Genomic DNA, 15897 nt, shown 5'->3' with positions numbered 1-15897 from the left:
GATGTCATAGTTGACGACGGCGTCCACGTCATCCACGTCCAGGCCGCGCGCGGCAACGTCAGTAGCCACAAGCACGTCCAGACCGTCGGTACGAAAACGCTGCATTACCCGGTCACGCTGCGACTGGGCCAGGTTACCGTGCAGACCGTCAGCCTGATAGCCGCGCTGCTGCAGGTGCAGGGTCACTTCATCCACGCTGCGCTTGGTTGAGCAGAAAACGAGGGCCTTGCGAAAACCCTGCGAATCCAGCAAACGGCAGAGAGCGTCCATTTTCTGGTGAGGCCGCACCTCATAGTAAACCTGCTCAATGGCAGGAACCGTAAGCATTTTTTGAGCGACCGTGAGCATTTCTGGGTCACGCAAAAAGCGTTTGCAAAGCTCGCGGATAGGCGCTGGCACCGTGGCTGAAAACAGCACACGCTGGCAGTTTGCGGGAGTCTGCTCAAGGATGGCTTCAATATCTTCACGAAAGCCCATATCCAGCATTTCGTCGGCTTCATCCAGCACGGCTGCGGTAATGGAACCGAGCTTCAGGGTGCCACGTTTCATGTGGTCCATAACACGGCCCGGCGTACCGACGACAATCTGCACGCCCTTGTCCAGAGCGCGCAACTGCCGTTCAATGGGCTGCCCCCCATAAATGGGAAGAATGGCAACGCCACGCTTGCGGGCTGCAAGTTTGTTCAGCTCTTCGGCCACCTGAATGGCCAACTCACGCGTAGGGCAGAGCACCAGAGCTTGCACATGTTTGCCAGCCGTCAGTTTTTCCAGAAGGGGCAGACCAAAGGCTGCTGTTTTTCCGGTTCCTGTCTGCGCCTGGCCAAGGGCATCTCTACCCGCCAGTAGCGCGGGGATGGCCAGGACCTGTATGGGGGAGGGTTCTTCAAACCCAAGATCTTCAACTGCTTTCAATAATTCGCGGGATAAACCCAGATCTTCAAAAGATGCGGTCATGCTGTTCCTGAAATAAAATTTTACGGAAGGGATTTTCGGGGTGGGGAAATATAGCCCCATCCTGCGCAATACACAATGAGTATGATGTGTTAATATCCGGTTTCAGTCCCGGAAGTGCCAGCCTAGTCTGTGAAAAGGCCCGCCCTCACTGGTTTATGGCTGTTTGCATTTGTGCCGTGAGAGAGTATAGTCGGGAAAATGGCTGAACGTAGGGGCCTGTTCTGGCAGCCAACTAACGGCCTTTAACAGGAAGGACGGTTTTTATGGGTGCATTAAGTATACAGCATTTGCTGGTGGTGCTGGTTGTAGTACTGTTGTTGTTTGGCTCGAAAAAATTGCCTGAAATAGGCGGCGGGCTTGGCAGGGCTATCAAAAATTTCAAAAAGGCAACCACTGAGCCCGATGAAATTGACATAACTGCCCGCAATAACAGCAACGATAACAATAAATCTGCGTAACAAGCCGAGATTCAAAGAGTTTTTGAGTCTGGTTTATGCAAGCCCCAAGTCTTGGCTTGGGGCTTACGCTTTCGCTGCTACAATAGCATATGAGAAAATGAAAGTCCCGGCAAGAGCCGGGACTTTCATTTATCTGGATTCAGCAGAAAGAGCCTGCTGAAAACTAGAAAGAGGGAATGAGCTTGGCATCAGTAACCTTGAGATGCTTGAGCAGGTCTTTGCCAATAGCCACGTCGGAACCAACAATGGTGGTCACGGCAAAAGCCTTGCCGTTGGAGCCGAAGTAGGAAATGCCCTTGCCGCCGCCTTGCTCGAAGGTGGACACGTAGAAACCGTTTTCTTCCTTGGGGGCGCTTGGGGACATGCCGCCGCTCTTCATGTTGGCGGTGGTTTGTTCGGCCACGTCTTTGGCGCTCATTGGCGCGTCAACCACAGTAATAGTCACAGCTGTGCCATTGCTCTTGTTTTGGAACAAGGCCACGCTGGAACCCTGCTGGCTGATGACCTCGGAAGGCTGGATCCAGTCAGCGGGGAGTGTGATAGTGAAGTTAGGGGTCTTCACTTCGGTAGCAAAAACAACAGCGGCGCTCATGATGAGCACGGCGGCAAAAACAAGGCTGAGAGTTTTTTTCATTTAGGATTCTCCGTAGTTAAGCAGCTTTTATAGCTGCTGATATGTTTTGTGGAACAATATACTTACAATGATCACGGTTTCCACAATAAAATATATTGTTGGCATAACAATATATTTATGTCCATTTTTTAGCCAGACATATTGTAATATCGGCAGTGTAAATGTTTCTATGTTGGAATTTTTGCCGTGATTATGGCCAAATAGTATGTGACTTGTGTCTTTGTTTTACCACGTAAGAGTGCTGGCCTTTAATGAATATATCCATATAGGAAATTGTAATATCCTGTGAGGTTAATCGGATTTGTTGTGCAATAAAAAGCGAAGATGAAACTCTTGGCTCAGATTGGGGAGCGTCACCACTGAGCGTCAAGGCTGTGTCGGCACAAGCGTTTTTCAATTATTTCTGCGGTGAATGGCACCCTTTATTCCGGGGAGAATTATAGGGACGCATTTTCTGCATAAAAGGTTGGTTTTTCCAGATATGACAAAGAAATTTATGAAGTGAGGCATGTTCCGGATGAGAAAAATCTTTGTGGGAACGAGGCGTTGAGGCAGTATCTGAGTAAGCGCAATTGATAAGAACGTGGGCTGTTTTTTGACGGTGTATCGTCGTTGGTGTCTTTATGCCCAGGGCAGGCTTTAGCGCATGCCCTGGGCATTTGCACAAAGAGGATCAGTTTTTAAAATTATTGGCTGCAAAATCCCAGTTAACCAGCTTTTCGAAAAAAGCCTCAATGAACTTGGGCCGGGCATTTCGGTAGTCGATGTAGTAGGCGTGCTCCCATACGTCAATGGTCAAAATGGGGGTGTCGCCAGTGCGCAGAGGGTTGCCCGCAGCGCCCAGGTTCTGGATTTCCAGTGCGCCGTCGGACTTTTTAACCAGATAAGTCCAGCCCGAACCAAAGTTGCCAGCGGCTTTGGCTGAAAAATCTTCCTTGAATTTGTCAAAGCTTCCCCACTGCGCAGTGATGGCGTCCGCCAGAGCGCCCACGGGTTTTCCTCCGCCATTGGGCCGTAAACAGCTCCAGAAGAAGGTATGGTTCCATACTTGTGCGGCGTTGTTATAAATGCCTGACGGAGGAGCTTTCTTGATGATATCTTCAAGAGACATGTCTTTATACTCGGTGCCCTCCTGAAGATTATTCAGGTTGGTTACGTAGGCTCTATGGTGCTTGCCATAGTGGTATTCCATCGTTTCCGGTGAAATGGCTGGAGCCAGGGCGTCCATCGCATAGGGAAGTTCGGGTAGAATGCGTTCCATTTTTAACTCCGTATGGTATTATTTCGTGTTGAAAAACAGACAGGCCAACTCCTTCTCCCCAAAAAACGTACTTCTGCCAAACCATAGCAGTTGATAATAGATAGTTCAATATTGTCTGCTGTGGAATTGTCAGCAATAATTTAAGAGTGAACTTGACGCAGAAATAGCTGTAAAGGCGCTCGTGACGGCACTTTTTCGATTAGATTGGCTCTGAAATGCTTCACAATTAAAGCTGCCATTCCGCAAGAATGAGGCTTTCGGAAGAGTACACGCCGTTAAGGCGGACAGCCCTAAAATTTAAACGCTCGAGGGGGCTGTCTCAAATAAATAGTTTTACGCCAAGGGCAAAGAAAAGGTTTTTTTCGAAAGGAATGTACTTTTGCGGTACATGACGGGAATAGAAAATGGCCTTCTGACGCAGCCAGTTGGGCAAAAGAAGTATTTAGAAGTAGTCCCTAGCTCTGCACGGGGATGCAGCGCCTCTGCGTTGCGGAAATTTTGTCCCAATTTGCATATTGAGCAGAATGACAATGCTGAACAGTGCGATGTCAAAGTTAATATGCTCTAAGTATTTTTACTTTGGTAAAAGCCGCATATAAAAACCCCTTTGAAGCAATGCCTCAAAGGGGTTTCATAATTTAGTCTTATTGGAACTTTGAATTTTATACTATGTGGCGGAGACGTATAGGGGTCGAACCTACCGCAGACGGTAAAGCCTGCCACCGGTTTTGAAGACCGGGCGCCACACCGGTGGCGAAACGTCTCCTCATAATTGCCTGTATGGTAAGCGAAAATAAAAAAACTCGCAAGTGTCGGGAATATTGCCCGCAAAGTGTCTTTTTACCCATTGCCAAATTATAACTGAGCATTATATGTGAAAAAATGTATTGCCGGGGAACAGTGGAATTCGGCCATTTGACAGCGCCCATATGCAGGTAGTATTTCTTGCCTGCGTGGGCCAATGTACAGGCCCTAGCCATGCGCTGCCGCGCACGGAAAACGTAACGGAGGCAATGTTGAACCAGATGAGTCGCAACCTGATGCTATGGGCCATTATCGTCCTGGCGATGGTTATGCTTTTTAATATGTTCCAGCAACCGCAGGGCGTGATGCAGCGAGTGCCTTATTCAGACTTTCTGAGTCAGGTAGATGGCGGGCAGATATTGTCAGTCACCATGCAAGGGCACACGCTCACAGGTAAAACATCAGACGGCAAGACTGTGCAGACATACGCTCCACAGGATCTGGGTCTGGTCAACCGCCTCATTGAAAAAAAGGTGGAGGTCAAGGCAGAGCCGCCGGAAGAGCAGCCCTGGTACATGACCCTGCTGGTTTCGTGGTTCCCCATGCTGCTTCTTGTTGGCGTGTGGATTTTCTTTATGCGCCAGATGCAGGGTGGCGGCGGCAAGGCCATGAATTTTGGCCGGTCGCGTGCACGCATGCTCAATCAGGACAGCGTAAGGGTTACCTTTGCTGATGTGGCCGGGGTAGACGAAGCCAAGGATGAACTGGCCGAAGTTGTCGAATTTTTGTCCAACCCCAAAAAGTTTACCCGCCTTGGAGGCCGTATCCCCAAGGGCGTGTTGCTTGTGGGGCCTCCTGGCACAGGCAAGACCCTTCTTGCGCGCGCAGTTGCCGGCGAGGCGGGCGTGCCCTTCTTTTCCATTTCAGGTTCAGACTTTGTTGAAATGTTTGTGGGCGTGGGCGCTTCGCGCGTGCGCGACCTTTTTGTGCAGGGCAAAAAAAATGCCCCCTGCCTTATCTTTATTGACGAAATTGACGCAGTGGGCCGCCAGCGTGGAGCCGGGCTCGGCGGTGGACACGACGAACGCGAGCAGACACTGAACCAGATGCTGGTTGAAATGGACGGTTTTGAAAGCAATGAGGGTGTTATTCTTATTGCTGCCACCAACCGTCCCGATGTACTGGACCCCGCCTTGCTGCGTCCTGGCCGTTTTGACCGTCAGGTTGTTGTGCCCACGCCAGACCTGCGTGGCCGCCGCCGCATCCTCGAGGTGCACACCAAGCGTACGCCTTTGTCTGGTGACGTGGATCTGGACGTTCTGGCGCGCGGCACACCGGGCTTCTCTGGCGCGGATCTGGAAAATCTGGTCAACGAGGCTGCCTTGCAGGCTGCCAAGCTGAATCAGGACAGACTGGATATGCACGATTTTGAATACGCCAAGGATAAAGTGCTTATGGGGCGCGAACGCCGCAGCCTCATTTTGTCTGACGACGAAAAGCGCATTACGGCCTATCATGAGGGCGGTCACGCCTTGGCGGCCCGCCTGCTGCCCGGGTCTGACCCGGTGCACAAGATCACCATTATCCCCCGTGGCCGTGCCTTGGGCGTAACCATGCAGTTGCCTGAAGAAGACCGCCACGGCTACTCGCGTTCTTTCCTGCGCAACAACCTGGTGGTGCTGCTGGGTGGCCGGGTGGCTGAAGAAATTATTTTTGACGATATCACCACTGGCGCTTCCAACGACATTGAACGTGTTACCCGCATGGCCCGTAAAATGGTGTGCGAGTGGGGCATGAGCGAAGCCGTCGGCACTCTTGCCATTGGTGAAACCGGTGAAGAGGTCTTTATCGGGCGTGAGTGGGTGCAGAACAAGAACTTCAGCGAAGACACAGCACGGCTGGTGGATTCGGAAGTAAAGCGGATTGTGAACGAGGCGCATGAGCGCTGCCGCGAACTGCTCAAAGATAATGAAGAAATCCTGCATCGTATTGCCCGCGCGCTGCTGGATCGCGAAACCATCACTGGCGAAGAACTTGATCTTCTGATGGAAGACAAGGAACTGCCGCCTCTGGATGGCAACGGCAAACCAACGAAGTATTCTGAAGCACCCAGCCGTCCGAGCAAGGGCAGTGGAAAGGATAAGCCTGCGGAAGCCGCGGCTGAAGCTCCTGCCGCTGATGCGCCGGAATTCACCCTTGAGCCTGACCACGTCGATGGTTCCGTTGCTCCTCACGAAGCTCCCACATCGGTTGGGGGCGTCGAATCAGAGGCAGAAAAGGCTTCGAACCAGAATGGCGAAGACGGCAATAAGCGATAGTAAAAATGAATAATTCATTCCCGGTGGCGTCCATAGCGGACGCAGCCTGGTATGTCAGAGGGGGGCGGGCGCTAAAAACGCCCTCCCCCTTTGGCGTCATGGGCATTGTCAATCTTACCCCCGATTCGTTTTATGACGGGGGTATTCATCACAAACCCCTTGCTGGTCTTGAGCATGCCCTGACCCTGCTTGACCAGGGCGCGGACATTCTCGATCTTGGGGCAGAATCCTCCCGCCCCGGTGCAGCTGAGCTATCGCCTGATGAAGAAATACAGCGTATTACGCCCGTCCTCGCGGGGTTGCGACACCGTGCGCCTTGGGCCACGGTTTCAGTGGATACGTACCATGCGGCTACGGCAGCATCGGTTCTGGAGCAGGGCGCTGTTATTATCAATGATATTTCGGCTTGCGCTTTTGACCCTGAGCTGCTGGACGTGCTCGTGCAGTACAAACCGGGGTATGTGCTCATGCACAGCCAGGGGCGGCCAGAAGTCATGCAGCATAATCCCCGGTATGACGATGTGCGCCGTGAAGTGCGGGAGTTTTTTGAATTCAATCTCGGCAAACTGGTGCGTGCTGGCGTGCCGGAAAACCGTATTGTACTTGACCCTGGCATCGGGTTCGGCAAAGTGTTGAAGCATAATCTGGAATTGCTGGCCCACCCGGAAGACTGGCTTGGCTTCGGCAGACCTGTGCTGATGGCGCTTTCAATGAAGTCCGTTTTTGGGGGATTACTTAGCCTGCCTCCGGCGCAACGCGGCCCTGCCACAATCGCGGCAACAGCCCTTTTGCGGTCCAAGGGAATATTCTGGCACAGGGTGCATCATGTGGCCGAAGCACGGCAAGGACTTGCGGTGGCTACTGCGTTCAGCGCAGCCAGCCAGTGAACACCGAGCGTATGACGTAGGGCGGAAAGGTTGGCCTGATGCCCTTATCATTCAGAAATAGAGCGTGAGCCTGTGCGAAAACCCAGTACTTTTTTTACAGTATTTACGGCAAGCTTGTGCTGCTGCCTGCTGGCGGTGTTTTTTCTTGTGCAGCGCAGGGCACAGGTGGAGTTTTCACGCCTGGAAAATATTATTCTTGCTCAGAGAGACGACCTCAAGACGGAGCTGACCAGCCTGCTTTTCAAAACACAGGTACTGGCTGCCCTTGTTGTTCAAAATGACGGGCATGTCATTGGTTTTGATGACGTCGCCAAAGTCATTGCTGACAGCGAGAATATAGAAACTCTTGCATTGGCTCCAGCAGGAGTGGTTTCCTATGTCTACCCACTGCAGGGGCACGAAGCTCTGCTGGGGATGAACCTGCTTGATTTATCTGATGGCGCTTCCGCAGTTACCCCAACGGGCAATGCTGGCATCAGTCTTTATGGCCCACTGAAGCGGCCTGACGGCACTGCTGTACTGGTAGGGCAACTTCCAGTTTTTTTGAAAGATGCCGATGGGCAGCGCAATTTTTGGGGCATCGCCTCCATAGCGCTCAGGTTTCCTCAGGCGCTGGAAGCTGCTGATCTTGACCTGCTTGAAGCGCAGGGGCTTACATACGAAATTCTGAAGGTTAATCCTAAAAATCAGGAGCAAGAAACCATTGCTGGCAGTGCCAGGCCTTTTGATGGCAGCGCGCCGCATCTGATAATGCCTTTACAGATATTCAATGCGCATTGGTATTTTCGTATTTCTTCGAGCGAGGCATGGTACAAATCTTTTGAAAATTGGATTTATGTATTTTTCGCTTCAGTGCTCAGTCTGCTGCTTGCCTCGCTTGCGCAACGCAATCATGATCTGGCTAATGCCCGCCGTCGCCTTGAAGAAATGGTGTATAAAGACCCCCTTACAGGTATTTTGAATCGCAGGGGACTTTTTCAGGTTATGGCAGACCGGACAGGCGATGAGAATAATGAAAAATTTTGTCTGTACTATATGGATTTGAACCAGTTCAAAGCCATTAATGATACCTATGGACATAAAGCTGGTGACCGCGTATTGCAACATTTCGCAGCTGCCATACAAGCAGTGGCGCCCCAAGACAGTGCCTTTGCCCGTATGGGAGGCGACGAATTCATTCTGGTGCTATTCTGTGCATGCGCTCACGATTACATAACATCTGGCCTCGCCAGAGTCGCTGCCGATCTGGCGAAAGGCTTGCCCAGCGAAGGGCCGAATATGCCCATAAGCTTTAGCGTGGGTAAAGCTGAGTATCCTGATGACGGGCAAACTCTTGACGAACTGCTCTCGCGGGCAGATAAGGCCATGTATCAGGATAAGGAACACAGTCGGCGACAGTTCCGGCTTGTTGCTCGATAAGCTGCGCTGCAATTGCAGGCCAGGCTAAATGTACGAAAAGCGGAAGGCTCCGGTCTGCCTGGCCTTATAGACAGGCGACCGTGGGCGTAAGAGTTCTGATACCTTCAGGTCAAGGATCATATACGGTGCTGGAAAATATTCCTGTTGAATGGCGTGACCTTCTGGACATAGGTGTGGTCAGCGTTCTTTTGTACCAGGTCATCCAGCTGGTGCGCGGTTCGCGGGCACTGGCTGTCTTGACCGGTCTTGGATTGCTGACTCTGCTGTTCTTTTTTGCCAAAGGCATGGGGCTGTACACGTTGAGCTGGCTTTTGCAGCATATCTTCAGCTCCCTTTTTATTCTTATCGTGGTCATTTTCCAGTCTGACATCCGGCAGGCTTTGGGCGAAATGGGTACGAAGCGCCTGTTCCGGCGAAAGCAGCTCATGCAGGATGGCGTTGAAGAAGTGGTCATGGCCTGCGTTGAAATGGCCCGCTTGCGCGTGGGAGCGCTCATTGTTGTAGAGCGCAGCATGCGGCTTGGCGACATGATCAAGCGTGAAGGTGTGCGTATTGACGCACAGCTCTCCCGGCAGTTGCTCATGAATATTTTTTATCCCAAAGCCCCTTTGCACGATGGTGCCGTGGTTATCAGCAAGGGCAGGCTTATGGCTGCAGCTTGCATCCTGCCCCTGGCCGAAGCCAAGGGCCAGAGCTTTGGAACCCGGCACCGGGCAGCTCTTGGGGTCACTTCAGAAAGCGACGCAGTGACCATTGTGGTGTCGGAAGAACGGGGTGAAATTTCTGTAGCTATGAAGGGCGAACTTATGCGCGCCCTTGATTCGGCTCGTTTACGTGAGGTTCTCAATGAAGTCCTCTAGCCTTTTTCGGCGCACGCCACATCTGATGACCATGCTTGTGGCCATTCTGGCCGCCGTGAGCATGTGGTATGTGGTCAGTGTGCGCGAGCGCGTGGAAGCGCAGCTTGAAGTCACCTTGGATTACTACGGCATACCGGCCAATCTTGTCATAACAGACGGCCTCATAAACAAAGCCATAGTGCGCTTGCGCGGTCCTGAGACCCTGCTGCGGTCCGTAACTCAGGGCAAACTCATCCAAGCTGTGAATCTCTCCCAGATTAAAAAGGGCGTCACGGTAGTGCCTTTGACGGCAGAACATCTGGGGCCGACTTTTCGAGCCTTTGAGTTGATCGACGTGCAGCCGCCCCGCATCGTCGTCAGAGCTGATACGCTGATAGAACGTTCTGTGCCCGTGCGCGTTACGGTGGATTCGCCATTGCGTAACGGAGCATTGACAGTGGAAAAGGTCAGCGTCACCCCTACCACCGTCATTTTGCGGGGCCCGGAAACTGTGGTGGAAGAAATCTCCAATGTGCCCGTGCCCATTATGGCTGACCCCAAGGCGGCTGGCACCACCGTGCAACAGGTGGTTACACTGGATACGCCAAGCCTTGTCACGTCCATGCCGCCTACGGTCAAAGTGCAGTACAGCATTACAAGTGGCCGCGCAGAAGTAACCCGCCAATGCAAAGTAGAAATTTTGGCTGAAAACCGCCGTCAGTACCTGGTGACTCCGGGTGAGATCAGCGTACGCGTTGAAGTGCCTGACGCTCTGGCTAAAAATGCTCAATATCTTGGGCAGCTGGAGGCGACGGTCAGTCCGCCGGATATGGAAGAGGGTGAAAGCCGTATGGTTGAGCTTCGTTTTCGCCTTCCGGAAGGTATGACGCTCTTGAACCCCGGCACAGAAGAAGTTACGGTAAGCCGCAAGAAAAAATAGCCCGCTCTCCCGGTACGTTGCGGGAGGCGGAGGCCGCCTTGCGGCCCTGAAGGAGAAGGCATGGCCGATCGTCTTTTCGGCACTGATGGTTTGCGTGGCACGGTGAACAACTACCCGATGACCGTGGATGTGGCTTTGCGCCTGGGTTTGGCTGCCGGAGTACGTTTCCGGCGGGGCCAGCATCAGCATAAAGTGGTTATTGGCAAGGATACGCGCCTTTCGGGCTATATGTTCGAATCCGCCCTTACGGCAGGACTATGCGCGGCGGGCATGCACGTTATCATGACCGGCCCTCTGCCAACCCCGGCCATATCTTTTCTGACGCGCAGCATGCGCGCAGATCTTGGCGTAGTTATTTCGGCATCGCACAATCCTTTTCATGACAACGGGATCAAGTTTTTTGATGCCGATGGCTACAAACTGCCGGATATGGCCGAAGACGAAATCGCTGGTATGGTGCTGGACGCTGATTTTTCCTGGCCTTACCCGGATTGCAGAGGCGTGGGGCGTGCCACCAAGATCGAGGATGCTGGCGGCCGTTATATCGTCTACACCAAAAGCTGCTTTCCTGCCCAACTGACGCTTTCGGGTCTGCGCATAGTTGTTGATTGCGCCAACGGAGCCAGTTACAAGGTTGCTCCTCTGGCTCTTGAAGAATTAGGGGCCGAGGTTTTTCGCATCGGCACAAATCCTGACGGCACCAATATCAATGAGCATTGCGGCTCTCTTCATCCTGAAGTGGTAGCCGCCAAAGTTCGTGAGGTGCGGGCTGACATCGGTCTGGCGCTGGATGGCGACGCCGACCGCCTTATCGTTGTGGATGAGCACGGTGTTATTCTGGACGGCGATCAGATTATGGCTCTGTGCGCACAGGCCATGATGGCCAGAGGCGAATTGCCCGGCAATCTGCTGGTGGCCACCGCCATGAGCAATATGGCCCTCGAAATATTCATGCGTGACCACGGCGGGCAGCTTTTGCGAACCAAGGTTGGCGACCGTTACGTTATGGAAGCCATGCGGCGCGAAGGAGCCATGCTTGGCGGCGAGCAGTCCGGGCATCTTATTTTCCATAAATACAGCACAACAGGCGACGGCCTGCTGGCAGCCTTGCAGATATTGCGCATCATGCGTGAAAAAGAACGCCCTCTTTCTGAATTGGCTGGCTTGCTGACGCCCTTTCCGCAAAAACTCATCAATGTGCGGGTTGAAAAACGTCTGCCTTTTGAGGAGCGTCCGGCCATTGGCGAAGCCGTGGCTCAGGTGGAAAAGGAGCTGGGTGGACGGGGCAGGGTGCTTTTGCGCTACTCCGGTACTGAAGCTCTTTGCCGTGTTATGGTTGAAGGCGAAAATACTGAAAAAGTGCGGGAATATGCCGAAGACTTGGCACAGGTAGTTGAACGCGAACTGCGCTAGGGATTTTTCTAAATAATTCTTTTGTTCAACAGGCTGGGTCAAAAGGTCATTTTTTACTCGCGAAGTGTACCGCCAAAGTAGACTCCTTTCGTAAAAACTCCCTTTTCCCTGTCCTTGGCTCAAAATTATTTATTTAGAAACGGTATCTGGCTTCTGGCTGAAAATTTAATGATTCTGGTTGCCACTCTGGCCATAACGCCAATAAGAGTGACGCGACAGAAGCAGGCCCCTGGCCCAAGCTGAGAATTCTGGCGGCTGCCCTTGCCCGCAGGCACTATGCCTGCGGCGGGCACACCTTGCCGTGAATAATCAAATGCTGACACCAGCTTGATTATTGCATCTATTCCGGTTTTGGCTGAATATATATCAAGCAAAACAAACAGCGGAGGCGAGCATGAAGGATATTCGCAAGGTTATTATTCCCGTGGCCGGATGGGGCACGCGTTCATTGCCTGCGACCAAGAATATTCCCAAGGAAATGCTGCCCATCTATAACAAGCCTGTCATCCAGTATGTGGTGGAAGAGGCCCAAAAGGCCAATATTCAGGACGTAATTTTTGTGACCAACCGTGACAAGAGCGTCATCGAAGATCACTTTGACTACAACCTGCAGCTGGAATCTGTGCTGGAACGCGCCGGAAAGCTGGACAAGCTTGCTGAAGTGCGCAAGGTGGCCGAAATGGTCAACATCATGTCCGTGCGCCAGAAAAAACAGCTTGGGCTTGGACATGCCGTGCTTTGCGCGCGTGAGCTCGTGCGCGATGATCCCTTTGCCGTTATGGTTGGCGACGACCTCATGTTTGGCGGCGTGCCCGGCATTGCCCAGCTTATCGAAGTGGCTATGGCGGAAAAAATGCCCGTTATCGGCGTTATGGAAGTGCCGTGGGAAAAAGTCAGCCGTTACGGTATCATTGACGGTGACGAGGTGGCTCCCGGCGTTTTCAGGGTCAAGAGCATGATTGAAAAACCCGAAAGGGAAAAAGCTCCTTCACGTATGGCCATTGTGGGGCGTTACGTACTCACGCCGGATATTTTTGACTATCTTGAAAAAGCCACCCCTGGTCACGGCGGCGAAATTCAGCTCACCGACGCTCTTCAGGCGCTGGCTCAGGACAGAGGTATGATGGCCGTGCGCATGTCGGGCATGCGTTTTGACGCTGGGGACTGGGCCGAATTTTTGACAGCCAATATCTATTTTGCCCTGCAGGATGAAGAACTGCGCTACGACTTGCTGAGCCTGCTTAAAAATTTTGTGCAGTTTCACTAGGCCGATTTGCCCCGAAACAGCCCGTGAACCGCGCCAGAGAATGGCCGCATCCGTTTTATTGCTCCCCCTGCCCGTACTGGTTGCGGCGGGGGGAGGCTTGCTTTCCCCCCGGTATTGATTAACTCTGCGCCACATGTACGCCAGCATCGCTCTTCTGAGTCCCCCTTATTCCACCTTGAGCTACGCTCTGCCGCCGGAATTTCCTGATGATTTCTGGCGGCCTGGCCTGCGTGTGGCAGTTCCTCTGGGGCGAGGCGAAAAGGCCGCGCTGCGTGCAGGTGTGGTGCTTGAAACCAGCGACAGCCTTGATCTGCCCAAGGGAGTAACTTGCAAGAGTGTCTGCTGGCCCCTTGAGGAACAGCCTGCTCTTACTGGTGAATTGCTGGCTTTGGCACAGGATCTCGCTCTTCGCCAGGCATTGAACCCCGGCCATATTCTGGGGCATGTGTTGCCTCAGGGGCTTCGAACCACGCGTGTGCAGCTGCGGCTTGTGCACGAAAAAGGGGCTACTTCCTGGCCGTTGGCCCGTATTCGCGGGGCGGATGAAGCCTCAAGGCGTCATCTGGCTCAAGCCCTGGCCCAAGGCGAGGCAAGATTGCTGCCCCCTGGTACAGATGCCGCCAGCGAAGAATTTTGCGTCCTGCGCGTGGATCCTCCGTGGCCTGTGCGGCCTTCTGCCTCACGGCAGATAGAGGTGCTGGAGTATTTGCAGGAACACGGCGCCGTCAGTCGGCGTAATCTCACCCGTGCATTGGGGCAGGGAGCAGGCATTCCCTTGCAGTCGCTTCTGTCCGCAGGGCACGTTGCACTGATGCGGCAGGACGCCGAAGATGAAGTGGAAGCCGTGGAACAAAGCCTTCTGCCGCCTCCGCCCGCTCCCTTTGTTTTGAATGACGATCAGGCTGTGGCCCTGAACGAAATGAAAACCGCTCTTGAGACTGCCCAAACGGAAAAGCGGGCGGTGTCCCGTCTGCTCTATGGCGTGACTGGCAGCGGCAAGACTGCTGTATACCTTGAACTGGCTCGTGCTTGTCTGGCTGCCGGCAAGAGTCTGCTTTTGCTCGCGCCGGAAGTGGCCCTGGCCTACAAGCTCCGGCGAGACGCTGCTTGCGCGCTGCCGGAAGTTCCGCTTTTTTTCCACCACGGCTACCAGTCTCCAGCCCGTCGCGAAGCTACCTACAGGCAACTGGCCTCGCGTCAGGAACCCTGCCTGGTGGTGGGTACACGTTCGGCCCTGTTCCTGCCTGTGCCACATCTCGCTTGCGTTGTTCTGGACGAGGAGCATGACGCATCTTTCAAGCAGGACGAAAGCCTGGCATATCAGGCCAAGGAGGTTGCCTGGTTCCGCATGGCCCAGAATAACGGCCTGCTGGTACTGGGATCGGCCACGCCTGATCTCAAGACATTTTATGCTGCAGAAGGCGGTCATCTGCCCGTATTACGCCTGCCGCGGCGTGTGGGCGGGCGCGATTTACCGCCTGTTGAGCTGGTAGACATCAGTTCGCTTTCGCCTGCTGCTACGACAGAACAGGGCCTTCTGGCTCCGCAAAGTGAGCAGGCCTTGCAGGAGGTCGTCAGCAGAGGAGAGCAGGCCGTGGTTCTGCTCAACCGCCGTGGCTACGCGCCCCTTATGTACTGCCTTGATTGCGGGCGCACGCTCCGTTGTCCTCAATGCGAAATAGGGCTCACCTACCATAAGGGACGGGAAAAACTGGTCTGTCACTATTGTGGATACAGCAGGCCATTTCCTTCTCCATGCCCGGAATGCAAGGGGATGAACTTTCTGCCAATGGGCGAGGGCACAGAGCGTTTGGCCGAGCGCCTGAGTGTGCTGGCAGGAGGCCCTGTGCTGCGTCTGGACAGAGACAGCACGCGCCGTCCAGGGCGGATGGAAGAAATACTGGCGGCCTTCGCCCGTCAGGAATCTCCCATTCTTGTGGGTACGCAAATGCTTTCCAAGGGGCACCATTTTCCCAATGTGACTCTGGCCGTGATCGCGGACGGCGACCTCGGGCTTAACCTGCCTGACTACCGTGCTGCGGAGCGCACGTTTCAATTGCTGGTGCAATCCTCCGGCCGGGCGGGACGGGGCGATAAACCCGGACAGGTACTTATCCAAACGCGTGATGTAAGCCACTACTGCTGGCAGTATGTGCGTGAAGCCGACTATGAGGGATTTTACGCAGCCGAGCTGGCCCGCCGCAAACTGCGGCGGTATCCGCCTTTTGTGCGCCTTGCGCTGATACGAATATCGCATGCGGTGGAGGAAAACGCCGGGGTGGCTGCCGTTAATGATTTGGCTGCCGCCATGCGCGGGCGTGCTGCGGAGCTTGGTTTGCAACTGCTAGGCCCGGCCCCAGCCCCGCTGGCCTTGTTGCGCGGGCGCCGCAGGTATACCTGCCTTGTGAAAGGGCAGGATTGGCAGGCCATACGCGCCCTGTATTTTTTTGCTGCAGCACAAAAATATACCAAAAACCTACGACTTTTTCTTGACCTCGATCCTGTAAATATGTTGTGAATGGCAATTGCTTTTTTGCAGGCTGTTGGGGGTAACCGTCTTCCCGTCTAGGGTTCAGTGCGGTTTTTTCCAGTGCTATATGCGCCACGTTGTGGGCAGTGTCCAAACCGCTTGTGTGAGCGGCTTGTCTGGTAGCTCTGGTCTTTTGAGGACAGGTCGTGTGATGGCGGCCGTGGCATGGGGAGGAAGGATGAAGGTTTTTCGTGCGTTGGGGCTGGCGCTGGCGCTGGTTATCTGCTGTTCGG

General features: G+C 53.7%; 12 protein-coding genes and 1 tRNA gene. 9 read left to right on the top strand and 4 right to left on the bottom strand.

The genetic code is table 11. The annotated features are described in order from the left end of the window. Nucleotides 1-954, bottom strand: a 954-nt coding sequence (locus QM579_RS06160) for a DEAD/DEAH box helicase (RefSeq protein ID WP_414998296.1), incomplete at its 3' end; no start/stop codon positions are given. 263 nt (nt 955-1217) lie between these two features. On the opposite strand from QM579_RS06160, the gene QM579_RS06155 reads away from it, so the two are divergent. Next, nucleotides 1218-1412, top strand: coding sequence for a twin-arginine translocase TatA/TatE family subunit (locus QM579_RS06155; protein WP_183717566.1), 195 nt, complete (start codon nt 1218-1220; stop codon nt 1410-1412). A gap of 163 nt (nt 1413-1575) precedes the next feature. On the opposite strand, the gene QM579_RS06150 is transcribed toward QM579_RS06155, so the two are convergent. The 3 genes from QM579_RS06150 to QM579_RS06140 all read right to left on the bottom strand — a co-directional run bounded on the left by QM579_RS06150 (nt 1576) and on the right by QM579_RS06140 (nt 4073). After that, complete coding sequence (locus QM579_RS06150) at nt 1576-2046, bottom strand: hypothetical protein (RefSeq protein ID WP_414998295.1); 471 nt, start codon at nt 2044-2046, stop codon at nt 1576-1578. 673 nt (nt 2047-2719) lie between these two features. After that, on the bottom strand, nt 2720-3307 hold the full coding sequence (locus QM579_RS06145) for a superoxide dismutase (protein WP_414998294.1): 588 nt from the start codon (nt 3305-3307) through the stop codon (nt 2720-2722). Between the two features lie 672 nt (nt 3308-3979). After that, nucleotides 3980-4073: transfer RNA gene (locus tag QM579_RS06140), tRNA-Sec, on the bottom strand. Nucleotides 4074-4323: 250 nt separating this feature from the next. Here QM579_RS06140 and ftsH point away from each other — a divergent pair. The 8 genes from ftsH (at nt 4324) to priA (ending at nt 15652) form a co-directional block, all read left to right on the top strand. After that, nucleotides 4324-6369 (top strand): ATP-dependent zinc metalloprotease FtsH, encoded by a 2046-nt coding sequence (ftsH, locus tag QM579_RS06135; RefSeq protein ID WP_414998293.1) that lies wholly within the window; start codon nt 4324-4326, stop codon nt 6367-6369. 5 nt (nt 6370-6374) lie between these two features. Next, nucleotides 6375-7256, top strand: coding sequence for a dihydropteroate synthase (gene folP / locus QM579_RS06130; RefSeq protein ID WP_414998292.1), 882 nt, complete (start codon nt 6375-6377; stop codon nt 7254-7256). Nucleotides 7257-7328: 72 nt separating this feature from the next. Next, nucleotides 7329-8675: a diguanylate cyclase domain-containing protein gene (locus QM579_RS06125; protein WP_414998291.1), complete on the top strand. Its 1347-nt coding sequence runs from the start codon at nt 7329-7331 to the stop codon at nt 8673-8675. A gap of 128 nt (nt 8676-8803) precedes the next feature. Beyond that, the gene (gene cdaA, locus QM579_RS06120) at nt 8804-9535 is read left to right on the top strand and encodes a diadenylate cyclase CdaA (RefSeq protein ID WP_414998297.1); all 732 of its coding nucleotides are present in this window, start codon (nt 8804-8806) and stop codon (nt 9533-9535) included. Next, nucleotides 9522-10454 (top strand): YbbR-like domain-containing protein, encoded by a 933-nt coding sequence (locus QM579_RS06115; RefSeq protein WP_414998290.1) that lies wholly within the window; start codon nt 9522-9524, stop codon nt 10452-10454. The genes cdaA and QM579_RS06115 overlap by 14 nt, the downstream gene beginning before the upstream one ends. Nucleotides 10455-10514: 60 nt before the next feature. After that, nucleotides 10515-11867: a phosphoglucosamine mutase gene (glmM, locus tag QM579_RS06110; RefSeq protein WP_414998289.1), complete on the top strand. Its 1353-nt coding sequence runs from the start codon at nt 10515-10517 to the stop codon at nt 11865-11867. A 394-nt stretch (nt 11868-12261) separates the two neighbouring features. Next, entirely contained in the window at nt 12262-13134 is an 873-nt protein-coding gene (galU, locus tag QM579_RS06105; RefSeq protein ID WP_414998288.1) for a UTP--glucose-1-phosphate uridylyltransferase GalU, read from the top strand. Between the two features lie 133 nt (nt 13135-13267). Further along, nucleotides 13268-15652, top strand: a complete 2385-nt coding sequence (gene priA, locus QM579_RS06100; RefSeq protein WP_414998287.1) for a primosomal protein N' — start codon at nt 13268-13270, stop codon at nt 15650-15652. Nucleotides 15653-15897: the final 245 nt, after the last annotated feature.

The sequence above is a fragment of the Desulfovibrio sp. genome (assembly GCF_047607245.1).
In the GTDB taxonomy this organism is placed as follows: domain Bacteria; phylum Desulfobacterota; class Desulfovibrionia; order Desulfovibrionales; family Desulfovibrionaceae; genus Desulfovibrio.
The sequence above is the reverse complement of the archived record's forward strand: the minus strand, read 5'-3'. Positions and strand labels throughout refer to the sequence as shown.